Genomic DNA, 23434 nt, shown 5'->3' with positions numbered 1-23434 from the left:
CTTTACAGACATATAAATGAGCCATTTATGAAAACACACGGTCAGTCGGCTTTCGGAACTTTTCGTAGAAATAAGCTCGCTATAGCCGGTTTAGCTGTGGTTGTCTTTTTATCAGGCTGTATTCAGAAGTTGGCCGCGCAGCAACCGCTTCAGGGGCTTCTGAAGCAGGTCGAGTCTATTTCCGGGAAGAAAGAGTACCTGTCATCTCCGTTTGTAACGGCTGGGAATCGGTTGTACATGGTTGGTCATCAGGATGGAACATTCCCGGATCTGGGCTGGCACATAACGGGCGAAATGGGCGGCCTATGGGATCATCCGATCAAATTGATGGATGGCTTTACGGCGTCGGTAACCATCAATCAGCAACCAGTTTGCCTGACTAAAGCTGATACGTTCATTAATTATCCGTTTGCCAATAAGCACCTGTATCAACGGGTGGCCGACGGGTTGGACATCGAGCGATTTCAGTTTGTGCCCGACAACAAAGAGAGCATGGTGGTGGAGTACACCTTTGTAAACAAGCAATCAAAGCCACTCACGTTTCAGTTTACCTGGACCGCTCATACGGACCTGCGTCCGACCTGGCTGGGCGAACGGACCAACATGGTCGATGCGCCTGACCAGGCGACCTGGCAGGAAAAAACGCAGACCTGGGTTGCTAAGGATCAAAAAAATGACTGGTTCGTGGTATTTGGCGCCAACGTTCCCGCCCGCCAGCATCATCAGAACAAAGGTTGCGAGTTTGTGTCGGCCGGGAAAGGATGCGCGGCTTCGCTGGTGTACACAATTACGGTGCCCGCCAATGGAAAAACACAACTACCGATTACCATTGCCGGTTCCTATAAATCAGCGGAAGCCGCCAATCGAACTTTCGTTGACGTTCAGAAAAATGCTTACGCCTATCTGGTCAGCAAGAAAAGTCGCTACGCCACAATCGACCAACTGGCATCGGTACGGGTGCCGGATAAAAAACTGGAACAGGCATTTCGCTGGGTGAAATATAATACCGACTGGCTGATTCGTGAAGTGCCCGAAATCGGCCGGGGTTTGTCGGCTGGGTTGCCCGATTATCCGTGGTGGTTTGGGGCCGATGGCTGTTATACCTTATCGGGCCTGATCACAACGGGAAACCGGCAACTGGTGTACGATTCGGTCGATCTGCTGAATAAAATCTCCGAAAAGGAAAATGGCAACGGCCGGATTATCCACGAGGTATCGACGAACGGCGCGGTGTACAACCCCGGCAATTTAAACGAAGTGCCCCAGTTTGCCAGCATGATCGCTGAAGTCTACCGATGGACAGGCGACAAAAACTTTCTTCGCAAGTACTTCCCGACGGTAAAAAAGGGGATGTCCTGGTTGCTGGCGGAAAATGACAAAGACAAGAACTTGCTTCCCGATGGCTTCGGTATGATGGAAATACACGGCATGAACAGCGAGATGATCGATGTGGCGGTGTATACGCAGGTCGCTTTTGCCAATGCGGCCTATATGGCGTCGGAACTCGGCGACAAAACGCTGGCGATGGAGTACCAGCGTAACGCTTCCACCCTGAAAACGAAAATAAATACCGATTTCTGGGTGCCCGAAAGTGGTTCGTATGCCGATTTTATCGGGACAAAAGCCGAGGCTTTGGCGCTTGTGGACGGGGCCATCGTGCGCGCGGATACGCTGCATAAACCCTGGGCCGTTGAGGAATTGAAAGCCACCCAACAAAAGCTGCGTCTGTTGCCCGATGACACCAAAAAAGGCTTTGTGCTCCACCATAACTGGGTGGTCAACACGCCCATGGAAACGGGTGTTGCCGATCCCGACAAAGCGGCTATTTCGCTTCGGACGGCCAGTAAATTCACGAACCCGTTTGGGGTGTTCGTAACGGGTATTGACCGCGACGAATCGGCCGGGACCGACGAGGGGTCGTTCAATACAAACAAAAAGGTATTTACCTATACCGGGGCGGTGATGACCCTGCCAACGGGTGTGGCAGCTATTGGTGAAAATAATTACGGCCATCCTGATGAAGCGCTGGGCTATCTGAAACGAATGACCAAAACGTTTAGCTATGCCTTTCCGGGCTCCATTTACGAAGTATCGCCCGACTACGGCATGGTTACGCAGGCCTGGAATATGTATAGCTATGCCGTACCGATCGTCAAACAGTTTTTTGGTATTCGCCCGGAAGCGTCGCACAACGTAGTGGTTGTTCGGCCTCAAATGCCTAGTGCCTGGGCAAAGGCCCGTGTTGACCAAGTGGCCATGGGCGATAATATGCTATCGATGGACTATGCCAAAGCGGGCGGACAGTTAACCTTGTCGATTACTCAAAAACAACCGAGCTGGACCGTGAGGCTGATCTTTCCAAAAGGCCAGTACCGTAACTGGCAAATAAATGGCAAAAAAGTGCCCGTGCAGAGCGATGCTGATACTGACTTTGTTGAGGTCACCGGTAGTTCGATACGTGTGCGTTTGAAATAAGACTGATAGACACTCGACTCCTAAATCACAGACCAAGCCGTAAAGGAGAAATCATCCGTAACGCGAACTTGAGCGAATTACGTTTTGACGTATACCCAACAGATTCCAGCTGTTTGCGTGACTTGGTATCCATAGTACTATTTCTCAAACAGCTTCCAGCTGTTTGAGACAAAACGGTTAATACGTTTTCGTCATGTCGGCGGGAATGGCCAGAACGAAATCGGCCAGATTCCGATTGTCGGTGCCGGGCTTTTCGATATCCGCTAATTCGACGGAAGAGAGCGTCAGAATTTTCAAGGTAGGTTGTTTCTGGCGGAGGTACCAGACAATACCATCAAAATTTTTGGAATGGTAATCGCCGTTGAAATGCAGCAGCGTCTGGCCAGGTTTCAGATTTTGCAGAATGAAATAGGCCATGGTGGCATCTTTAACCGCCTGGGCCCGCGCAAAATTAGCCGTCATATCGGGTTGTGCTCCGTGTGGGCTGTTACCGGATTTGCTATCCGTACCGCCCATCATCTCCATCATGGCTTTGTAGCCGGGTAAGGTCAGATCGACGGATATGGGCAGTGGCGCAATCTGGCGCTTGGCATCGGTCGACACCGTATCGAGGGCCGACAAACCCTGTCTGGAAACGAGCCGGGCATACCGACGTGGTATGTTCGTGGCTACGAACGGAATGTGCTGCTCACGGGCAAAATCGGTAATGGGTTTGTAATCCGTATCGAAATTGGGCCACAAACGAGCCTGGGTAGCCAGCTCCTTACTGGTCGTTTTACCTTGTACATAATCGCTGAGGGCCAGTTGGTTGTCTGTTTCAAACATTTCGGCTCCCAGCACGAGATTGCCCTTTTTGGCGGCTTGCAAATCTTTTGTTAACTGAAATTCCAGCCAGTGACAGATTGGGTTGTTGTGCAGTTCGCCGAACAGTACGACATCAGCTTCGCCTGCCTGACGCAGCAATTTAGCGTAGCTGGTCGTTTTCAGGCCCGGCGTATAAAAACGGTAGGCGGGTTTGTCGTCCCGAAAAGCGAAGGCCAACAAACAAAGTAGCAGAATCGTAAGACGCATTGGATAAGTATAAGTAGGCAGTTCGTACGTAATGCTGTAACCAATCTGTTTTATAATTGGTTACCAGTCTGTCTGTTAATGCCCTCCTTTTTATGAATCTGTTAGAAACGCTACGCGAATTTTCGGCTTTTGCCAATGTGCCGGATGAGCAATTACAATGGGTTATTGACCGGGGCGAGGAGGTGACTTTCCCAAAAGAAACCGTACTCTACAAACCCCACGAGTCCATCGATCATTTACTATTGCTGCTGGAGGGTCGCCTTCGCATCGATGCCGGGGCTAACGGTGCCGACGATGAATTGATTGTGTATGGCGATCACTCTATTCTGGGCATATTACCGTTTTCCCGGATGAAAAGCATGTCGAATCGGCTCATTACCGAGCGGTCGACAACGCTGCTGCGGCTTCACCGTGACGACCTGCCCGATTTGGCGAAAAACTGCTATGAACTTACCGAATCGCTGGTGCACCAAATGACCACCCGCGTTCGTGACTACACGAAGCTAACCCAGCAAAATGAGAAAATGGCCTCATTAGGGCGTTTGTCGGCGGGGCTGGCCCATGAACTTAATAACCCCGTGGCGGCTGTTGTGCGCTCGGTCGATACGCTTAATACGCACCTGCGGGCCACTCCCGAATCGTTCAAAGTCGTTATGAACCTCAATCTGACGAGCGGTCAGGTCGATTGTGTGACAGATGTATTTTTCAAAAAACTGGACCAGCAGTCAACCGTCGACAGGCGTCAGTTAACCCTACTCGAACGAACGAGTCTGGAAGATGATGTGACGGATTGGCTGGACGATCATGGCGTTGAGGATCATATGGATCTGGCGGGGCCATTGGTCGATTATGGATTTACAGTCGAGGATCTGGATTGGATACTCGAAAAAATAGGCGACGAAAATCTAGCCGGTGTAGCCAACTGGCTGGTCAATAATCTGGTGACCGAGAAACTGGTGTCCGATATTGGCGAGGCTTCGAAGCGCATTGCCACGCTGATTGACTCCATCAAAAACTACACCCAAATGGATAGGGGCGTGGGCAAGCAGGAAGTCCAGCTGGCCGAAGGCCTTCGTAATACGGTTACGCTGCTGGCCCACAAAATTAAGAGCAAGCAAATCGACCTGACACTGGTAATTGCCGATGATTTGCCCGTTGTTTGTGGCTGGCCCGGCGAATTGAACCAGGTGTGGACCAACCTGATCGACAATGCCATCGACGCCATGCCGAACGGTGGCAAACTCGAAATCAGTAGCCAGCCCGACAGGCGGTCAGAAGAGGAAACGTTTGTCCTGACTAAGATCATCGACAATGGACCCGGTATTCCGGAAGACATACGGGATAAAATATTTGAACCCTTTTTTACGACTAAAGAGATTGGCAAAGGTACCGGACTTGGTCTCGACATTGTGCAAGGCATTATGAAACATCATAACGGATCGATTAAGGTACAGTCTGAACCCGGACACACCGAATTTAGTGTTTGCTTGCCCGTAAATTAATGATGAACTATTTATACTACACGAGTTATCATTTATAATTCATCCTTCCTCATTCTTTATGAAACTACCTATTATTTTCTCTATTGATGATGATCCGCAGGTCTTACAGGCTATCCAGCATGATCTTCGACAGCAATACCGAAAGAAATACCGGATTCTTTGCACCAGCTCGGCCCAGGAAGCCCTTGACTCGCTGCCTGAATTGAAGAAAAAAGGGGAGGAGGTTGCCCTCTTTCTGTCCGATCAGCGGATGCCAAGTATGACAGGTGTTGAGTTTTTGACACAGGCCCGGAAGGCATTCCCGAATGCGAAACGGGTACTGCTAACGGCTTACTCGGACATCGATGCGGCTGTGCGGGCTATCAATGAGGTTCAACTGGATTATTACATTGCCAAGCCCTGGGACCCGCCTGAAGAAAAACTGTACCCTATATTAGACGATCTGCTGAGCGACTGGTTTTCGGATTACCGACCGCCCTCCGCAGGCTTAAAACTGGTTGGTTACCAGTTTTCGCCCCGTTCGCATGAGTTAAAGGACTTTTTGGCGGGCAATTTATTCCCTTACCAATGGTTCGATATTGAAGGCAATACGCAGGCGCAGGAACTGCTCGAGCTGCACGAACTAAGTGCCAGTGATCTGCCCATTGTTATTCTCGACAGCGGAACCGTGCTTAAACAGCCCACGCTGGCCGACTTGGGCGAGAAACTTGGCTTACAACCCAAAGCATCCGAAGGATTATACGATCTGGCCATTATTGGTGCGGGTCCGGCCGGGCTGGCGGCTGCCGTATACGGTGGCTCCGAAGGCTTAAAAACAATTTTGATCGATAAGCGTGCTCCGGGCGGGCAGGCTGGAACCAGCTCACGGATTGAAAACTACTTGGGCTTTCCCAATGGCCTGAGTGGAGCCGACCTGACAAGGCGGGCAATCACGCAGGCCCAACGGTTCGGGGTGGAGTTTCTGGCTCCCCAGGAAGTCGTGTCCATAAAGTCGCAGGGGCAGTACAAGCACATCGAACTGGGTGGTGGCAACGAGGTCGTAGCCCGGTCGATTATCCTGAGTACGGGTGTCTCGTATCACCAGCTGGACAACGAGAGCCTTCAGAAATATACGGGTGCGGGCGTCTATTACGGCGCTGCTACCACCGAGGCCTTTGCTTTCAAAGGCCAACCCGTTTACGTTGTTGGTGGAGGAAATTCGGCGGGACAAGGCGCCATGTACCTTTCCCGAACCGCTTCCGAAGTATACATCTGTGTGCGCCGATCTGATCTGTCCGATACGATGTCGCAGTATCTGATCGATCAGATCGACAAGACGCCCAATATTACCGTACTAGGTTGTACCGAAGTCGTGGAGGGTTTGGGTAATGAACGACTCGAATGCCTGGTGCTGGAAAACATGGATAATAAAGAACGCCGGACTGTAAAATCTGGTGGTCTCTTCATTTTCATCGGTACCAAACCCCTGACCGACTGGATTGAAATGGACATCATCAAAGACGCTAAAGGGTTTATTGCCACGGGCCGCGATCTGGCGAAGTACGCTGATTTCAAGCAAGTCTGGCGATATAACCGGGAGCCATTCTCGCTTGAAACCTGTAGCGCGGGTATTTTTGCCGCCGGTGATGTTCGGGCCGGGGCTATGAACCGGGTTGCCTCGGCCGTTGGCGAAGGTGCCATGGCCGTAAGTTTCGTTCATAAATACCTGGCAGAAAGTTAGAAGAGATGTTGGCTATGGGATGTATGTTGCTATATGCCATACATCCCATAGCCAACATCCTGCATTTTTATCCTACATCCTTTTTTTCTTATGGTTGAGCCAACAGTTTGTTCCCATTTAGCCGCCATCACGGAACTCCGTGTTGCCAGCGACTATGTTTGTGAAGAATGTATCAAAACGGGCGATTCATGGGTGCATCTACGTACCTGCCAGACCTGCGGAACAACACTTTGTTGTGATTCGTCGCCCAATAAGCATGCAACGAAGCATTTTCGGGCGAGTAACCACCCGGTCGTAATGTCTGCCGAACCCGGCGAACGCTGGCTTTGGTGTTTTGTTGATGAACAAATGGCTGGTTACTGAACAAGGTGCTTCATTTATCGTTAAAGAAATAGCACTCTCTATAGACTTTTAGAGTGCTCATAACGACAAATCTGAATGATTGCCGAACAAACGCTTACCGAACAATACTATCGTGTACGGTTGCATTCTGAAGCCATATGCCGGGGCCTCGAAACCGAAGATTATGTCGTGCAACCAGTCGCTGATGTTAGCCCGCCCAAATGGCACCTGGGGCATACAACCTGGTTTTGGGAGACATTTGTGTTAAAACCCAACGTACCCGACTACCGTATTTTTCACGACGACTTCAGCTACGTTTTCAATAGTTATTACGAGACAGTCGGTAAACGTGTTTTACGCACCGACCGCGGAAACCTCAGCCGTCCAACGGTAGCGGGCGTGTATGCCTACCGGGCTTACGTAGACGAACAGATGAGCCGTTTTCTGGACACGGCTGAACTCTCAACGGACCTCCATGCGCTGATTCTGCTGGGCCTGAACCACGAGCAGCAGCACCAGGAGCTACTCATTACCGATATCAAATATATTCTGGGACATAACCCGTTGCTACCGGCTGTTGAGATGCCTTTTCAGGAGCACCAGATGCAACTGCCCAGGCCAGATGCCATACTTGCTGAAGGCATATATAGCATTGGTTACCAGTCGTTAGATGGTCAGGGTGCTGGTGCTTTTTACTTCGATAATGAGGTAGGGCCGCACAAAGTGTACCTCAACAAAACGACGCTTAGCGGGAGTCTGGTGACCAATGAAGCCTATCTGGCCTTTATTGAATCAGGGGGCTATCAGGAGTTTCGGCACTGGCTTTCCGATGGCTGGGCGTGGGTAAAGGCAAACGGTATTCAGGCACCTTTATACTGGCACCGGATTGACGGCGAGTGGTGGTACTACACCGTTGATGGACTCCGGCTCGTCGATCTGGATGCGCCGGTTTGTCACGTGAGCCATTACGAAGCCGACGCTTATGCCCGCTGGGCTGGCCAGCGGCTGCCAACCGAATTTGAATGGGAAGCCAGTGCTCCACAACTTAACTGGGGTGCGCGGTGGGAGTGGACAAACTCCGCTTATTTGCCTTATCCCGGTTTTATAACCGCCGAAGGTGCCGTGGGCGAATATAACGGCAAATTTATGAGTGGACAGATGGTTTTGCGCGGGGCATCTGTAGCCACACCCGAGGGGCACTCCCGGGCCACTTACCGCAATTTTTTTCAACCAGACAAGCGATGGCAGTATACGGGGATACGTTTAGTGAAGAACTAAAGACAGTGAGCATTCGGCACGGAGCCGACGAAGTAGAGCGAGGGAGTATGGAGGCTGGACTGGAGATCGATGTGGTCGATAGCCCACTAGCAGAGTCGTCAGATCTGGCGAATGAAGTGCGAACAGGTCTACAGGCAACACCCAAGCGCCTGTCGTCACGTTTTTTCTACGACGCCGAAGGGAGTCGGCTGTTTGCTGAAATTATGCGCTCGCCAGACTACTACCTGACCCGATCGGAGTATGAAATTCTGGAAACGCATAAAGCAGCTATGTTGCAGCAGTTTTCGCCAGACAAGCGGTCTTTCGAGTTGGTAGAACTCGGAGCAGGCGATGGCCTGAAAACAAAAATCCTGCTTGGTTTTTTCGAAAGTCAAAAAGCTGACTTCACGTATGCGCCCATTGATATTTCGGCCGATGCACTCGAAGGGTTAGTCACCGACTTGCGAAGGCAGTGGCCCGATTTGCCGTTGAGTCCACGTCATGACGATTATTTCAGCGCGCTGGAACTGCTTTCTCAAGAAACGGACAACCGCAAGGTTGTTCTATTTCTGGGCTCGAATATTGGCAACTTTGCGCCCGACGACGCCGTTGATTTCTACCAGCAACTGCATGACCGGCTTAAACCTGGTGACATGGTGTTGACGGGCTTTGATCTGCAAAAAAACCCGGCGGTAATTCATACGGCCTACAATGACCGGGAGGGCTTAACGAAAGCGTTCAATCTGAACCTACTCCGGCGAATCAATCGTGAGCTGGAGGCCAATTTCGATTTGGATTCGTTTGACCATTATGAGACCTATAATCCTGAAAATGGCGAAGCGCGGTCTTATCTGGTCAGTCAGAAAGCGCAGCCCGTAACGATTAAGGCGCTGGATTTGCAGGTGTCTTTTCAGGCTGGCGAAATAATCCATACAGAAATATCGCGTAAATTCAGTCGGGTACAGATCGAGCAATTGGCCAGCCAAACAGGCTTCACCGTAACAAGTTTGTTTACGGATAGTAAGGGCTATTTTGCTGACGTAGTTTTTGTGCGTTAATAAGTCAACACGCTGCGATTAGGCAGTTTATGTTTCGTTCCCAAGTACGTTAAAGACGAATAGCCGTATATAAACTAGTAAGGTCTATGTCACCTGAACTGCCGCTGAAAAGGGCGCAGTTCAGGTGATGTTTTGTTTAAAGTCGCCGAAGAGGACTATGTATAATTATGAGTATTTACGCTAATTAAATGTTCATCAATTCTATTTTTTATGAATACTATACTGTGCTGGCGCAGAGCCTGTATGTTCTATACCATCCTGTAGGCAAGCAATAAGTTTATTATTGGTTGTAACATGAACAGTTTATAGTCGATTATTCATTTTCAGTTAAGAGTTTTGTTTTGGTATTTATTTCATTATCAACGCTTTAATGAGAAATTTTTAGAGCGATAAATATATTTAGCGGTTAGTTGTCCCATCTCAGATATTAAAAAATAGTATTACTTTCATTGTAAAAATTACTAGGTATATAGTGCTGTTCGTCAGCTTGGTAACGTGAATAAAACACGTGTGGTACATCCCTTCCTCGTTTACTATATTTTACTATTCACTACTATGGTTCAACAACTATTCACCCCTGTTTTTAATGAAGCGGACCCTAAGGAAGTCGCCGATGAACTTAGAGCTAGAAAAGGATATTGTATTTTTGAAAAAGCGTTGACACCAGGAACATTATCAGCTATTGTCAACAAAATTGAGCTAAAAGATTATCTGATAAATAGCAACAACGTAGGTGTTGTTCGCTCGTCCTGGAGCAACTTTCTTTCACATACATTAGCCGTATCACAGCAGTGTTATGACATTATTACGTCCGAACAGGTGAGGGCTATCTGTCGAAACTATTTTGAGGGATCATTTAAGTTAAGTAGCCAGCGCCTATACGAAACACATACCCAGGCGCATCTGCCATGGCATACAGATAATAATCTTCTGGCGGAGAATAAATACAAAGCCAAGCACAGCATGCCTGGACTGGTCTTCCTGTTTTACCTGAGTGATGTATCGGATATCAATCCGTTTCAATTAATTCCGGATTCCTACACCTGGGCCGATTCAAGTACGGATCGCTATTTTTCAGATAAATACATCAACGATAACTATGCGGATCAAATCGTGTCTGTCCGCGCGCCAAAAGGAACGCTCATTTTATCTAATTCACACCTGGTCCACCGGGCCGAGCCGTTCAAATGTGCTGGTTTCAGACGGTATACGTTTATTTTTCAGGTAGATGAGGTTTCGGAGAACTATGTGGGTCATGGGGAGCGGCTGCTGATCAATCCCGCCTTTGTAAACGATACAAGTCCTGAAGTTCTGAGTTATTTAGGGTTTGGCACTCGGTCAGATTATGTTACGTTACCGCAAACGTCAGTGTCTACACTACTGCCACACGACCTGTTGTTAATGCAAAAAAACATTCTGCCACAAGCATTAAGAGGCTTAATGCTCTCGGTGGCTAAAAGCCTGATCCCAAACGCCATGTTAAACAGGATTAAGAACCGAGTTTACTGAGTACAACCCGTAGTCAATATTTCTTTCTTCTTCAAACGAAGTCCCGTTCTGAGAAATCGACTTCTCTGATATAAGCAAGCCCAACCAGTTACGGTCGGGCTTGTTTGTGTGGACTAGAACGAAAGCGGTTTACTGTTTATCCCACCAGACGCGGGTGTCCAGATTATCGGCCCCCTGCCGTGTAACGGCTTCCTGCCGGTTGGCCGTATTGACCGACTGCTCAGAATCCGGGTAGGATAAGCGATTAATGAAATTGCCTTTTATTTCCTTACCCGGATAAGGATTAGGCGTCAGGACAGGAAAGCCACTTCGCCGGAAATTAGCGAATACTTCAGGGCCGTTGAGGAAAGAGGCTATCCAGTATTGCGTATTGATCAGTTCAAGACCTTTGGCTGCCGAATACGGATTCTTGGCTAAGTAAGCCGCAATATCGGCATCCGCTACCGCCGATGTGGTTCCATAGTCGCCTAGCTGTTTCATGTGCGCCGTGACGCCTGCATTGTAGAAATCGGCAGCGTTGCCGGTTGTCCACGTGCGCTGAGCGGCTTCGGCCAGTAGCAGTTGCGTTTGCGCATACGTAACCAGATAGCAGGGTGCAAACTGGCTACCCATACGCGTCCGGTCAAGCTGCGAATACCCGTAGAAGAAGGGAACGCCAAGGTCGGTGGTGGCACGGGCTGTAATGGTGCCATTGTCGTAGCCAAGAGGCATACCAATCTGCTGGGCTGGATCCCGGGTTGCCAGGGTTGCCGTTTGTTCTGGGCCGCTTTTAGCCCCTACATAGCGCACGGCAATGGATACCAGACGTGGGTCAGATGTCGATTTGAGGTAATCGACAAATGTCTTGGTCAGGTAATAGTTGGCCGCTTCGGTCGAGTTTACTGTAGCGCCTACGGCGTTGGTGTAGTTGGCGTTGTTGCGAACCAGTGCATTATCGGCGTTCGATTGCATGAGGCCTCCTGCAACGGCTTTCTGAACAGTTGATTGCGCCAGCGTAGGGTTTACTTTCGACAGCCGCATACCCACCCGAAGCAGCAGCGAGTTACCAAATTTCTTCCATTTGGTAATGTCGCCCCCATAGGTAATTTCACCAGCTTCGGTCGGTTTGGATGCATCCAGGGCGGCTGTTGCTTCGGTTAGCTCTTTGATGAGGTCGTTGTAAATACTTTCCTGTGTGTCATACTTCGGTAATACGTTGCTCGAAATATAACCCACACCGGCCTGCGTGTAAGGAACATCACCGTAAGTGTCTGTTAATACGTTAAAAGTGTAAGCCCTCCAGATACGGGCCATGTTATAGAGGTTGGTCCGGTTTGCATCAGTCTTGGTTTGGTTAATGACATCGACCAGATAACGAACTACGTTCTGGTAATACTGCCGCCAGATACCTCCATTCACGCCCGATGGTCCCCGGTTATCGATATTGAAATTACCGCCGGCAACGATGCCCGAGTTCGGGGTGAACATCTGCTGAACCGTAGGTTCCTCGAAGGTCAAGATACTGCCCGGAAAGGACGTACTGACCATGGCATTATTGAACGTAAAAACGGGGTTAAGTGTCGTTGCCGCTGTTGGGTTGACGTTCAGTTCATCGAACCCCTTGTCGCAACTACTCGTGGTGAAAAGCAGGGCGGCCAGGGGTATATATAAGAGTGTCTTTTTCATGGAGAATGAGTTTGTCGTTTGTGGTTTGAGGTTTGACGTTTGTGATTGTCGACAGATTCTGTGTGTCAATCAACTACAAACATCAAACTACGAACCTCGGACTCGTTTAAAATTTAACATTCAGGTTAAAGCCTATGCTGCGCGTAGTGGGTAAGCCCGTCGATTCCAGGCCAATCAGGTTATCGGAGCTAAAGCCAAACTGTTCGGGGTCGATATTGGGTACCCATTTTTTGATAATGGCCACGTTGTTCGCTACGGCGCTCAAGCGTACGCCTTTAATGAACAGTGTTTTGGGCAGAAGTTTAGTAAAATCGTAACCCAGGCTAATCTGACGCAGTTTCCATAAGCCAGCATCATACACGACCTGTTCGCCAAGGCTCTTGGAACGACCTACCGAATAGTAATCCTGCACAAACGCCCGCACATTGTTCGCTTCGCCCTTATCGTTGACGCCCGGTCCAACCATTTTGTTGTCTGCATCGCCACGACCCACTAACGTTTCTTTTTGTAAACCATGCCGGAACGCGTTCAGGTTGGTACCGGATATCATTTTTCCACCTAGCTTAAAGTCGATCAGAAAGGATAAACTTATGCCTTTGTAATTGAAACTGTTGGTAATACCACCAACGTACCTGGGCAGGGCCGAACCAAACGAGATGGGCGAGTCTGTTCTCGCAGGAAGACCATCGCTTCCATTGATCAGTTGCCCCTGCGCATCGCGCTTATAGCCGTACGTATACAATTGGCCCAATTGCTGGCCAACTACCTGCCGCAGTTCACCGACGTAAATACCTGTACCGACTACGATTTGCTCGGGTAATTTATCGTTGTTATAATCTTTGCCGGGTGTGCCATCGTCATCGGTCAATAACTTGAGCAGCTTGGTCTGGTTGTATGAACCATTCAGCGTAATGTCCCACGAGAAATCTTTGGTTCGCACGGGTGCCAGGTTCAGCAATACTTCAATGCCCTGGTTGCGGCTTTGGCCGCTATTAATGAGCGAACTTGTGTAGCCAGACGCGTCAGACGATTGCTTGGCGACAATCTGGTCGCTGGTGATCTTGTTGTAAACCGCCACATCCAAACCAACCCGGTTGTTGAACAGCTTCAACTCCAGACCTAATTCCGTTTCGGCTACACGACTTGGTTTGAGCGTAGTACTGGGAACCGTATTGGAGGTAATATAGCCCAGAGGCTGGCCATTACCGGCAGGGTTCGGGAAGAGGTTGGCATTGACGGCGTAGAATAGATTATTCGAATACGGCCCTACATCGCCATCACTACCCACTTCGGCATAAGCAGCCCGTAACTTACCAAAGTTCAGCCAGGAGGGCATTTTATTGAAGGCCTGGGAGAAGACGAAGCTACCCGTTATGGATGGATATAAGATACTACGGTTTGCCGGAGACAGCGTCGAGAACCAGTCGTTCCGAACGGTTCCGTTCAGGAAGAGAACATCTTTAAACGAAAATTCAGCGGCTGCATACAACGAGTTCACTTTGCGTTCGCTCAGACTATACTGCGGATCTTTGACGCGGCCATTCTGTGGGGTATAAAGCCCCCGGACAACAAAATCAGTAGCCAAAACGCTGTTCAGATCAGACCGGCGATAGAGCTGGTTACCGCCCAGCGTCAGGTCGATGCCGAGAATGCCGAATTTGTGGTTAGCGCCAATCAGAAAGTCGGTATTGACTTCGCGGAAGCGACGGGCTTCCTGCACATAAGCCCCGTTCACAAAACCGGCCGGAGCGGCAGCCAGCGAAGCCTGCCCGGTAGGGAAGTTATAATCCTGGTCGCGTGACCAGTAATCCTGTCCTACCCGGCCCTGAATATAGAGCCAGTCGGTCACGTTGTAGCGAGCGGAGATATTACCGAACAGACGGTCCCGGCGGATGTTTTCAAACTTGTTGTTGAGTACAAAGTAGGGATTTGTCCGGTTCATAAACCGCGAATAAATGAATTCGTTGCCGGTGGCCGGGTTGATCTGATTGGCTTCCAGCACGTCGAGCGGCATAGAGTTGGCCAGCGTATACAGTACGGTAGGCGTACTGTTGTCCTGCTGGGCAATCTGGGGCGGGTTTTTGTTATACTCGTTCGAGTAGTTCATCGTACCCGTTACGGTCAGCCTCGATGACAGGTTGTAGCTGAAACCCAGGTTGATGGTTTTCCGGTTGAAGGTGTTGTTGCGGGTAATTCCCTTATTGTCCAGGTTGGAAACCGATAGGTTGAAACCCCCTTTCTCGTTGCCTGACGAAACGGCAACCGAGTTGGTCATCGTTGACCCATCGCGATAGAACGCGTTGATCCGGTTCCGAACCGGCGCATAAGGCACTGTTATGCCCCCAAACAACACCTGCGTCTGCCCGGCAAACTTCTCCCCGAAACTCCAGACGCCCGAAGTTGGGTTGGGTGCCGTTGGCCGAACGCCGTATTCGCCCTGACCATATTCATACTGGTAGTCGGTGTAATCCAGCGGATGATCGCTGGTGTAGTTCATATTGTACGTAACGCCGATTCCCTGACCTGTCCCTTTGGTTTTGGTGGTAATCAGAATGGCCCCGTCTTTTGCCCGAGAGCCATATAAAGCGGCCGCTGTACCGCCTTTCAAAACGGTCATTCCTTCAATATCGTCCGGGTTGATGGAGGACAGCCCGTCACCTCCATCCGAGTAGTTACGGTCTCGGCTACCGATGGAGTTGTCGCTGCCTGTATTGCCGTTGTTCTGGCCGAAGTTGGTGTTATCGACGGGTACGCCATTGATAACGATCAACGGACTGTTCTGACCCGAGAAGGACGATTGGCCCCGGATCCGGATTTTACTCGTACCGGCGGCTCCCGTACCAAGGCTGGAAATGTTTACCCCAGCAATTTTACCCTGCAGGGCATTTATAAAGTTGACGGACCGGTTCGTGGTTACCTGTTCGGGATTCACGATGGCCGTGGCGTAGCCCAGGCGTTTCGCTTCTTTCTTAATGCCCAGTGCCGTAACAACGACTTCGCCCAGGCTTTGCTCGGCTTCCTGGAGGGTGATCGTCAGTTGGGTCTGGTTACCAATGGCCAGTGTCTGGCCGGCAAAGCCAATGGCGCTAAACACTAGGGTTGCATTGGCAGGAACGTTCAGCGTAAAATTTCCACTACCATCTGTTGTCGTGCCTAACTGAGTATTTCTGACCAGGATGTTCACCCCTGGTATTGGCTGCTGATCTTTGCCTGCTAATACCCGGCCTGTGACTCGATGATCCTGCGCAAAGGCTGCTTGACTGATCAGGAAAGTAACCCAGATGTATACTAATGAGGCACTAATCCTTATCCGTAAATTATGTTTCATAAAAGTAGCAAGTTGGTTATAGGTTCATTCATTCAAATAAGTGCAAAATAATCTTCTTTAAATCACAAAACTCTAAAGAAGATTATTTGCTGTATCTACTTTAAATTTCTTTCTATATGGGTATAGATTTTGAGATCCTTCACTAAAAATTTGGAAATAGAAAAATCATTATTCACCTTTGCCCATCAAACTAAGCGACTATTAATCTGTATAGCCCGTCAGCTTATGAAATTTGACCAACAACCAGCCTGCTCGCGCTCAGTAGCCCATTCGGTAGTCAGTCATCCAGCTATGATGATGGGTATGTGTTGTTGCTAGATTGATTCTCCCCGCTTAAATAGACCCTAGTAAACCCCTCTTTTTTCGGTAAACAAATGTTTGCCTTTTACTACTAATTACTACTATACTTAATCTGTATAGTAAATGGGAATAAAGGAAATTTAATTTAAACGACACGAACGTTCAATCCAATGGTAGCATTATCTGGTAATTTAGCCTCTGTTGTTTCGGCACAAACATTAAGCGCGGAAGAAATCGCTTTCTTCGAAAAAAATGGCTTTCTGCACATCAAAAACTTCGTCGGTCGTGACGTTGTGCAGGTTTTTCTGCGTGAATTACAGCATGTTGAAACGGGCTGGATTGCCGAAAACGTTGATAAAATCAATGGTATTCCGATCAAATATGGCCGTGATGAAACTGGACAGCGTATTGTTCAGCGGTTTGCGTTTGCATCACTCTTTAGTCCGGTGTTGCACGAGTTTTTACAGGATGAACGCCTGAAAGGCCTTACCAGCCTTCTGCAACCCTATAGCGGGCGCATTGGAGAGGAAGAAAAAGACGGTCTGGTCGTAAACCATTATGTCCGCACCCCCGAAAGTAATTTCTCGCGCATGGGATGGCATACCGATAGCCCGCGCGACTTGTTTCTTGGCCAGCGTATCAGGCCGATGCTGAATGTAGGGCTGCACCTGGACGATTGCCCGATGAGCAACGGCGGTTTACGGGTGTTGCCGGGCACCCACAAACAAAACACACTGCTGACGCTGTTTCGTAAACGTCAATTCATCGACCATCGTCCTGACCCACGTGAAGTTGGGTTCGATATTGAAGCGGGCGATCTGACTATTCATAACGGTAGTCTTTGGCATCGGGTGGAGCAGTCGCCCAATATCGGGGCTCAGAGCCGCCGTCGGGTCATGTACATCCCGCTGGTTACGGGCGACTATCAGCCAAAGAATGCAGCTAGTAAAACGCCGTTCTACCATCGGTTAGGGGCTAAAATTCTTCGGTAACCCCACTTTCGTCAACTCAATCCGTATCGTTTCGGTAGGCAGTATAACTGGCTGGCTCTCGCGGTTCCGTTGTTTTTGTTCTTCATGGGACTGGAATACCTGATGGCCAAACGGCAGGGGAAGTCCTACTTTCGGTTCAATAATTCGGTGGCTAATCTTAACGTTGGCATTGCCGAACGGTTTCTGGATACGTTCACGACGGGCGCTTTTTACGTCGTTTACGAATATTTGCACCGTCAGTATGCCCTGCTCGACATTCGCCTGTTTATTTTGCTGACGGTGATCAACTTCGGGGCTTTGCTTGAGCAACGTCGCTGGGTGCTGTACCTGGAAATAGGTCGGCTGGAAGTGCTGTGGCTGGCGCTGTACATAACCCCGGGAGATCCCCTGCTGATTGTGTTGGGGTACATCGGCAGTCTCTCGATCTGGGCGTATTTCTCATTCGTTCAAAAACGCTATTTCCAATTGGTGTATGGCGCACGCTAAGCTTACTCACCAGCGAAACGGAACTGCGTACCATAAAGATAAAAAACCAGTAAACAGAACTAATTATGACGCTCGAATTTCAGAATGAACTGGGTAATATTCGTATAGTTCGTACGCAGCCGCGCTTGAAAAGGGAGCCTCTTAATCCATTAAAAACGGGCGACCTGGCTCCATTTTTCAGTTTGTCGGGTGCACCGTATGATTGGCGGGCGTCCGTTTTTGGCCAGAAATTATCGGGTGGCGAAACGTCGCTGTTCGATCTGGTCAATGAGCGCCCCTTGGTGGTTAGTTTCTACTGCCCTTGCTGGGGACGCTACGCCCGGCCTTATCTGGAATCGCTCATTCGGCTCAACCAGACATTACTGGCTGTTGATGCGGAGTTAGTTGTGTTTTCTAATGAATCGCCCAGCATTCTGGCGCGGCAGGTAGGTAGCCTGGACTTTCGTGTAGCCTACGATGCCGAATCGACCGTAGCGCAACGGTTTGGGGTGTATAGTGAAGATTACCCTGTCTGGGAGCGCGTGTCGGGCATTTCGGAAGAGGCCTTTACACCCGCCTTGTACGTGATTGGGCAGGATCGGCGGATTGCCTATCATTTTCTGGACGAAAACTTTGATCGTACCCTCGACCCGGAAGCAATTTCTTCCGTTATTGAGACCCTTAACCTCGTTCATCATGCAACGTATTGAGCAAGCAGTGGGGCCACTCAATGGCTATTCACGGTGTTTTTTTGCTTTGTGGTTTCTCGCGATGGTCGTGTCTGTCGGGTGGAAACATGCCGATGGCCCGTCGTACAAAGCACAGATCGACGAGTGGCACCAGAACCGGGTGAAGTCGCTTAAAAGTGAAACGGGCTGGCTGAACCTGGCTGGATTATTTTGGCTCAACGAAGGCAAAAACTCGCTTGGCCGTGGGGCTGATTTTGATCTGACGTTCCCGGCTGCCGACGCTCCCGCTGAACTGGGTACGCTCTACCTCGAAAAAGGAGAGGTACGCTTTGCGCCTAACACGGCCAAAACGGTGCTGGTCGATGGCAAGCCCGTCAGCGAACCACTCGTCATTTTTGCATCCAATACGAAACCAACGGTATTGGCCAATGGCTCGCTGCGGTGGTTCATCATCAAGCGGGGTGACAAATACGGCGTTCGGTTGCGTGATCTGGAAAGTTCTTATCTGAAAGAATTTCAACCTATTGACCGCTACCCCGTCGATGAAAGCTGGCGCGTGAAAGCCCGTTTCGAAGCGCCGTCGTCACCGAAAACGATCCCGATCATCGACGTACTGGGCATCACCTCGCAACAGCCACTGGCGGGTACGCTGGTTTTTGAACGAGCCGGAAAAACCTATCGGCTGGATGCCGTTAGCGAAGGAGAGAAGCTCTTTATTCTCTTCGGCGATAACACAAACGCACACGAAACGTATGGTTCTGGCCGGTTTCTGTACGCCGATAAACCCGTTTCTGCTAGCGGGAATACGGATTCAGTAACTGAAAAAGAGCTGGTTACCCTTGATTTTAATCAGGCCATTAATCCGCCCTGTGCGTTTACTCCCTATGCTACCTGCCCGATACCGCCCAAACAGAACAAGCTGGCGCTGGCTGTAACTGCTGGCGAAAAACGCTATGGCGATCATTGAGCGGGCTGACGGAAAAGTAATGTAAATTAGGCCAGCATGAGCACACAAAAATTAGAACGGGTAGGGGCCAGACTTGCAACCAAACTACCAAATGTAGGCACGACGATTTTTACCGTTATGTCCAAACTGGCGACCGAAACGGGTGCCATCAATCTGTCGCAGGGGTTTCCCGGCTTCGACTGCTCGCCCGAACTGGTGTCGCTGGTCGAGCAGTATATGCGGAAAGGCTTCAACCAGTATGCGCCCATGACCGGCGTGCCTACTCTGCGCGAAGCCCTGGCCCAGAAAACGTTTGAACAGTATGGTGTCGCCTATGACCCGGAATCGGAGGTAACCGTTACATCGGGCGCGACGGAGGCAATCTTTGCGGCTGTGGCAGCCGTCGTGCGCCCCGGTGATGAAGTGCTGGTCTTTGAGCCCGCTTACGATAGTTATGTGCCCGCCATCGAACTCAATGGCGGTGTTCCTGTTTATGTGACGCTAATCCCACCGGATTATGTCATTGACTGGCAGGCTGTTGGTGCAAAAATTACGGACAAGACAAGGCTTATTTTAGTCAATACACCCCACAATCCAACGGGCCACGTCTGGACCGCCGATGACCTGAATCAGCTGGCTGATTTGATCTACGACCGCAACATCTGGATCGTGAGCGATGAAGTATATGAACACATCCTGTTCGATGGTCGGACCCACCACTCCCTTATGACGCATCCGGTGTTGCAGGAGCGCACGTTTGTGGTGGGATCATTTGGAAAAACGTATCACATTACCGGCTGGAAAATCGGGTATTGTCTGGCCCCGAAAAGTCTCAGTGTGGAGTTTCGTAAAATTCACCAGTACCTGACCTTTAGCACCGTCACCCCAATTCAGTACGCGCTGGCCGATTACCTGAAGCAACCGGAGCATTACCAGCAACTGTCTGCTTTTTACCAGCGTAAGCGCGATTTGTTTCTGGATGGGTTGCGCGGCTCACGGTTCACGATCGAACCGGCAGAAGGTAGTTTTTTTCAGACCGTTTCATACGCGGTTATCACCAACGAGCCCGACTACGATCTGGCCGTACGGCTTACTAAAGAGATCGGGGTTGCAGCCATTCCCGTGTCTGTATTCTACCACCAGAAAAACGACTACAACATCCTGCGCTTCTGTTTCGCTAAAGAGGACGCCGTTTTGCAGGAAGCCGCCGAGCGGTTAAGTACGTTGTAAGGGCTGCTTTGTATTAATGTCGTTAGCGCGTTTTCCTGGGTCCGTGAGGACACGGACCGCACATGCCCGACCGTCAACTTTGCCAATTGCATATGCGCACCGTGAGGATACGGGCCTTGGAAACGGTGAATGGGTTTACCCCTGAACGAGACCACAAACGACAAACTACAAACTTTTTTCTGACTCAACCAGCCATGCCTCGTATTACGCCCCTGCCTGCCACCGAAGCGACACCTGCTATCGACGCAGCGTTTAAGGATCACGTGACCGATTACCCCGGTAGCCGAATCACCAATATGAAAGCCACGCTGGGCCGCTCCCTGCTGGCTTTTCAGGTGTATATGCAGTGGTACCCCCTGTATGAAGAGGTCAAGAAAATTGTGGGGAACCGGCAGGCGTATTTATTTGCGCACGCTGTTTCGGAGGGGTCGAACTGCCCGTTGTGCACGACCTTTTTCCGGCGAATCATCATCGACAATGGCGAACGTCCCGAAGATCTTCACCTAACGGATTCCGAACAGGCACTTATTGATTTCGGCAGTGCCATTGCGCAGCATAAAGGTGAGGTTTCGGATGAACTGTATGCCCCCATTGCGGAGCGTTACACGGATCAGCAGATTGTGGTGCTGGTGGCATTTGCGGGCCAGATGATTGCGACCAATGTGTTCAACAACGTGCTCGACGTCAACATTGATGAGTATCTGTACCCGTATCTGCCTTTAACCAACAAAACTCAACCCTAGCCAATGGCTGAATTACAAGGCAAAGTCGCGTTTATAACCGGAGCCGCTCACGGACAGGGGCGGGCCGTGGCGCTGGCGTTAGCCCGGGAAGGGGCTCACATTGTAGCCTTCGATCTGGCCAAACCGCTGGCGTATCCCGGTTATGCGCTCGGCTCCGAAAGTGAGCTCGACTCGTTGACCCGTGAGGTGGAAGCCCTTGGGGTTTCCTGTGTGGCAGCCCAGGGCGATGTCCGGCGCGATGCCGATATCAAACAGGCCGTTGATGCAGCTATGACCCGTTTCGGCCGTATCGATATACTGTTCAACAATGCCGGTATCTGTGCGTACGGGCTCGTGCATGAATTGCCCGAGGACGAGTGGGATGCTATGATCGACATTAATTTAAAGGGTGCCTGGCTGGTGGCCCGGCGTGTGATTCCGGTCATGATGCAGCAGAAATCGGGGGTCATTATCAATAATTCCTCCATTGCCGGGCTTCGCGGCATGAACCGACTGAGCCATTATGCCGCGTCGAAGTGGGGGCTGGTCGGCCTGACGAAGTCGTGGGCCATTGAACTGGCTCCGCACAACATCCGGGTCAACTCAATTCACCCGACGGGCGTCAATACCCCGATGAACGATGGACTGGCTGAACTGGAAGGTACTACCACGCAGGAAATCGCCGAACGTTCGGCGGGTAACCTGCTGCCTGTACCCTGGGTAGAACCGGAAGACGTTTCGGCGATGGTGCTGTTTCTGGTGTCGGATAAGTCCCGGTATGTGACCGGTTCGCAGTTTGTGCTGGATGCGGGTCTGCTGACGCGGTAATTTTGTATCGCGGCCGGGCTACACCATGGGCAATAAAGGAAACTGCCCCATCAGCACTTTCTGTACGTCGTCGGGCGGCAGGTTGAGCCACTGTTGTAAGACGGTAGCGTAGACCGACCGAAAATCGTGCTGCATGGCAATGTTGTCGTTTACGGTAGCATTGGCGGGTAGTTGCGGATTGGTGCCGATGATGCCCGCTTTAACGGCATTTCCGAAGTAAAAAACCGGGGCTGCTGCACCATGATCCGTACCACCGCTGGCGTTGGATTTTATCCGCCGACCAAACTCGGAGAAAGTCATGCCCATCACCCGATCGGCTACGTTAAGCCCCTTCAGATCGTCCATAAACGCGCTAACGGCCTCTGCCACCCGACCCAGCAATTGAGCATGGACGCCCGTTGTGGTGTCGTCGGGTTCGGCCTGTTTGGCGTGCGTGTCGAAACTGCCGGTACTCACCAGGTATACTTTTGTCCGAAGGCCACCCGCCACGAGCCGGGCAACAATTTTCAGCTGGTCGGCGAGGGGGTTTTTGCCCTGTGCCGGGTACTTGTCTGACTGCTTTGTGATACTCAGCGCGGCTTTCTTGATGACTCCGGCATACTGGTCGGTTTTCTGCGATACTTTTTCGAGGTAGGCCAGCTGTTCACCCCAGCGTGTGTTGCTGGTAGCATCGGTCTTATCTTCGATCAGGTTGTAAAAATTGCCGGGGTTACTAATCGCCAGTCCCATGGTAAACGAGGGTCCCTGAAAAGCCGACGCCACTACCGACCCCACCTGAATGGCCAGCGGATCGGGCATGGTTTCGTTGGGGTATTTATCGGGGAATCCTGGAAATGAATCGTTCAGGTAACGGCCCGCCCAGCCCGTAGTCAGGATCTTATCGGCGTCAGAACCCGTCATCCAGATGTCGGTGGCCCGAAAGTGGGAGAAGTTTGGCTTGGAGTAACTCACCGCCTGCACAATCCCTGCCTTGCCATCATTGACCAATTGCTGAATGCCTGCCAATGCCGGGTGCAGGCCCGTTGCGTCGCTACCGGTTAGTTTCAGGATTTTGTTCTGCGGGAGTGCAATGTTGGATCGCGCGGCCTGATAGGCCCCATATTGATCGATTGGAATAACGGTATTCAGGCCGTCATTCCCGCCATTTAACTGGATCAGGACCAGCACCCGATCATTCGTCAGATCATGGCCGCTGGCTGGCATCAACGACGTTTGTGCCATGGCTTTTATGGAAAACCCGCTTAAAAATTGGGGTAGCACAACCCCGGCAATAGCCGTATTTTTCAGGAAGTCTCGACGTTGCATAGGGAAAGAGCGAAAGCGTGAATGGCGCAG

At 50.5% G+C, this 23434-nt stretch carries 18 protein-coding genes; 14 read left to right on the top strand and 4 right to left on the bottom strand.

The window, feature by feature from the left end; translation table 11 throughout:
- Window positions 1-27: 27 nt before the first annotated feature.
- Entirely contained in the window at window positions 28-2475 is a 2448-nt protein-coding gene (locus tag ACYVAM_RS22895) for an alpha-L-rhamnosidase-related protein (RefSeq protein ID WP_461071393.1), read from the top strand.
- A 177-nt stretch (window positions 2476-2652) separates the two neighbouring features.
- Here the strand turns inward: ACYVAM_RS22895 and ACYVAM_RS22890 are convergent, their stop codons facing one another.
- Window positions 2653-3546 (bottom strand): ChaN family lipoprotein, encoded by an 894-nt coding sequence (locus tag ACYVAM_RS22890; RefSeq protein WP_461071391.1) that lies wholly within the window; start codon window positions 3544-3546, stop codon window positions 2653-2655.
- Window positions 3547-3638: 92 nt separating this feature from the next.
- Here ACYVAM_RS22890 and ACYVAM_RS22885 point away from each other — a divergent pair, with 92 nt between their 5' ends.
- From ACYVAM_RS22885 to ACYVAM_RS22860, 6 genes are all read left to right on the top strand, one after another.
- Window positions 3639-5048, top strand: coding sequence for an ATP-binding protein (locus tag ACYVAM_RS22885; RefSeq protein ID WP_461071389.1), 1410 nt, complete (start codon window positions 3639-3641; stop codon window positions 5046-5048).
- Window positions 5049-5106: 58 nt separating this feature from the next.
- Complete coding sequence (locus ACYVAM_RS22880; protein WP_461071387.1) at window positions 5107-6768, top strand: NAD(P)/FAD-dependent oxidoreductase; 1662 nt, start codon at window positions 5107-5109, stop codon at window positions 6766-6768.
- 90 nt (window positions 6769-6858) lie between these two features.
- Window positions 6859-7131, top strand: a complete 273-nt coding sequence (locus ACYVAM_RS22875; protein ID WP_461071385.1) for a UBP-type zinc finger domain-containing protein — start codon at window positions 6859-6861, stop codon at window positions 7129-7131.
- A 75-nt stretch (window positions 7132-7206) separates the two neighbouring features.
- Window positions 7207-8388, top strand: coding sequence for an ergothioneine biosynthesis protein EgtB (gene egtB / locus ACYVAM_RS22870; RefSeq protein ID WP_461071383.1), 1182 nt, complete (start codon window positions 7207-7209; stop codon window positions 8386-8388).
- Window positions 8352-9425, top strand: a complete 1074-nt coding sequence (gene egtD, locus ACYVAM_RS22865; protein WP_461071381.1) for an L-histidine N(alpha)-methyltransferase — start codon at window positions 8352-8354, stop codon at window positions 9423-9425. The genes egtB and egtD overlap by 37 nt, the downstream gene beginning before the upstream one ends.
- A gap of 555 nt (window positions 9426-9980) precedes the next feature.
- Complete coding sequence (locus ACYVAM_RS22860; protein WP_461071379.1) at window positions 9981-10934, top strand: phytanoyl-CoA dioxygenase family protein; 954 nt, start codon at window positions 9981-9983, stop codon at window positions 10932-10934.
- Between the two features lie 129 nt (window positions 10935-11063).
- Here ACYVAM_RS22860 and ACYVAM_RS22855 read toward each other — a convergent pair whose 3' ends face one another.
- The gene (locus tag ACYVAM_RS22855) at window positions 11064-12599 is read right to left on the bottom strand and encodes a SusD/RagB family nutrient-binding outer membrane lipoprotein (RefSeq protein WP_461071377.1); all 1536 of its coding nucleotides are present in this window, start codon (window positions 12597-12599) and stop codon (window positions 11064-11066) included.
- A gap of 106 nt (window positions 12600-12705) precedes the next feature.
- The gene (locus ACYVAM_RS22850; RefSeq protein WP_461071375.1) at window positions 12706-15927 is read right to left on the bottom strand and encodes a SusC/RagA family TonB-linked outer membrane protein; all 3222 of its coding nucleotides are present in this window, start codon (window positions 15925-15927) and stop codon (window positions 12706-12708) included.
- 470 nt (window positions 15928-16397) lie between these two features.
- Between ACYVAM_RS22850 and ACYVAM_RS22845 the strand changes: the two genes are divergently transcribed.
- The 7 genes from ACYVAM_RS22845 to ACYVAM_RS22815 all read left to right on the top strand — a co-directional run bounded on the left by ACYVAM_RS22845 (window position 16398) and on the right by ACYVAM_RS22815 (window position 22099).
- Window positions 16398-17219: a phytanoyl-CoA dioxygenase family protein gene (locus ACYVAM_RS22845; RefSeq protein ID WP_461071373.1), complete on the top strand. Its 822-nt coding sequence runs from the start codon at window positions 16398-16400 to the stop codon at window positions 17217-17219.
- An 84-nt stretch (window positions 17220-17303) separates the two neighbouring features.
- Window positions 17304-17705, top strand: a complete 402-nt coding sequence (locus tag ACYVAM_RS22840) for a hypothetical protein (protein ID WP_461071371.1) — start codon at window positions 17304-17306, stop codon at window positions 17703-17705.
- Between the two features lie 65 nt (window positions 17706-17770).
- Window positions 17771-18394 carry a redoxin domain-containing protein gene (locus ACYVAM_RS22835; protein ID WP_461071369.1) on the top strand — a complete coding sequence of 208 codons (624 nt, stop codon included), beginning with the start codon at window positions 17771-17773 and terminating at the stop codon, window positions 18392-18394.
- On the top strand, window positions 18381-19340 hold the full coding sequence (locus ACYVAM_RS22830; protein WP_461071367.1) for a DUF1684 domain-containing protein: 960 nt from the start codon (window positions 18381-18383) through the stop codon (window positions 19338-19340). The genes ACYVAM_RS22835 and ACYVAM_RS22830 overlap by 14 nt, the downstream gene beginning before the upstream one ends.
- A 36-nt stretch (window positions 19341-19376) precedes the next feature.
- Window positions 19377-20549, top strand: a complete 1173-nt coding sequence (locus ACYVAM_RS22825; RefSeq protein WP_461071365.1) for a methionine aminotransferase — start codon at window positions 19377-19379, stop codon at window positions 20547-20549.
- Window positions 20550-20743: 194 nt separating this feature from the next.
- Window positions 20744-21292, top strand: a complete 549-nt coding sequence (locus ACYVAM_RS22820) for a carboxymuconolactone decarboxylase family protein (protein WP_461071363.1) — start codon at window positions 20744-20746, stop codon at window positions 21290-21292.
- 3 nt (window positions 21293-21295) lie between these two features.
- Complete coding sequence (locus ACYVAM_RS22815) at window positions 21296-22099, top strand: mycofactocin-coupled SDR family oxidoreductase (RefSeq protein ID WP_461071361.1); 804 nt, start codon at window positions 21296-21298, stop codon at window positions 22097-22099.
- An 18-nt stretch (window positions 22100-22117) separates the two neighbouring features.
- Here ACYVAM_RS22815 and ACYVAM_RS22810 read toward each other — a convergent pair whose 3' ends face one another.
- Window positions 22118-23404, bottom strand: a complete 1287-nt coding sequence (locus ACYVAM_RS22810; protein ID WP_461071359.1) for a DUF1501 domain-containing protein — start codon at window positions 23402-23404, stop codon at window positions 22118-22120.
- Window positions 23405-23434: the final 30 nt, after the last annotated feature.

The sequence above is a fragment of the Spirosoma horti genome (assembly GCF_054776595.1).
Note: the sequence above shows the minus strand (reverse complement) of the source record. Positions and strands in the feature narration are given on the sequence as shown.

Bases quoted from the DNA above. Each gene is read 5' to 3' on its own strand.
- ACYVAM_RS22895 (WP_461071393.1), top strand. From the start codon at position 28: ATGAAAACACACGGTCAGTCGGCTTTCGGAACTTTTCGTAGAAATAAG.
- ACYVAM_RS22890 (WP_461071391.1), bottom strand. From the start codon at position 3,546: ATGCGTCTTACGATTCTGCTACTTTGTTTGTTGGCCTTCGCTTTTCGG.
- ACYVAM_RS22885 (WP_461071389.1), top strand. From the start codon at position 3,639: ATGAATCTGTTAGAAACGCTACGCGAATTTTCGGCTTTTGCCAATGTG.
- ACYVAM_RS22880 (WP_461071387.1), top strand. From the start codon at position 5,107: ATGAAACTACCTATTATTTTCTCTATTGATGATGATCCGCAGGTCTTA.
- ACYVAM_RS22875 (WP_461071385.1), top strand. From the start codon at position 6,859: ATGGTTGAGCCAACAGTTTGTTCCCATTTAGCCGCCATCACGGAACTC.
- egtB (WP_461071383.1), top strand. From the start codon at position 7,207: ATGATTGCCGAACAAACGCTTACCGAACAATACTATCGTGTACGGTTG.
- egtD (WP_461071381.1), top strand. From the start codon at position 8,352: ATGGCAGTATACGGGGATACGTTTAGTGAAGAACTAAAGACAGTGAGC.
- ACYVAM_RS22860 (WP_461071379.1), top strand. From the start codon at position 9,981: ATGGTTCAACAACTATTCACCCCTGTTTTTAATGAAGCGGACCCTAAG.
- ACYVAM_RS22855 (WP_461071377.1), bottom strand. From the start codon at position 12,599: ATGAAAAAGACACTCTTATATATACCCCTGGCCGCCCTGCTTTTCACC.
- ACYVAM_RS22850 (WP_461071375.1), bottom strand. From the start codon at position 15,927: ATGAAACATAATTTACGGATAAGGATTAGTGCCTCATTAGTATACATC.
- ACYVAM_RS22845 (WP_461071373.1), top strand. From the start codon at position 16,398: ATGGTAGCATTATCTGGTAATTTAGCCTCTGTTGTTTCGGCACAAACA.
- ACYVAM_RS22840 (WP_461071371.1), top strand. From the start codon at position 17,304: ATGGGACTGGAATACCTGATGGCCAAACGGCAGGGGAAGTCCTACTTT.
- ACYVAM_RS22835 (WP_461071369.1), top strand. From the start codon at position 17,771: ATGACGCTCGAATTTCAGAATGAACTGGGTAATATTCGTATAGTTCGT.
- ACYVAM_RS22830 (WP_461071367.1), top strand. From the start codon at position 18,381: ATGCAACGTATTGAGCAAGCAGTGGGGCCACTCAATGGCTATTCACGG.
- ACYVAM_RS22825 (WP_461071365.1), top strand. From the start codon at position 19,377: ATGAGCACACAAAAATTAGAACGGGTAGGGGCCAGACTTGCAACCAAA.
- ACYVAM_RS22820 (WP_461071363.1), top strand. From the start codon at position 20,744: ATGCCTCGTATTACGCCCCTGCCTGCCACCGAAGCGACACCTGCTATC.
- ACYVAM_RS22815 (WP_461071361.1), top strand. From the start codon at position 21,296: ATGGCTGAATTACAAGGCAAAGTCGCGTTTATAACCGGAGCCGCTCAC.
- ACYVAM_RS22810 (WP_461071359.1), bottom strand. From the start codon at position 23,404: ATGCAACGTCGAGACTTCCTGAAAAATACGGCTATTGCCGGGGTTGTG.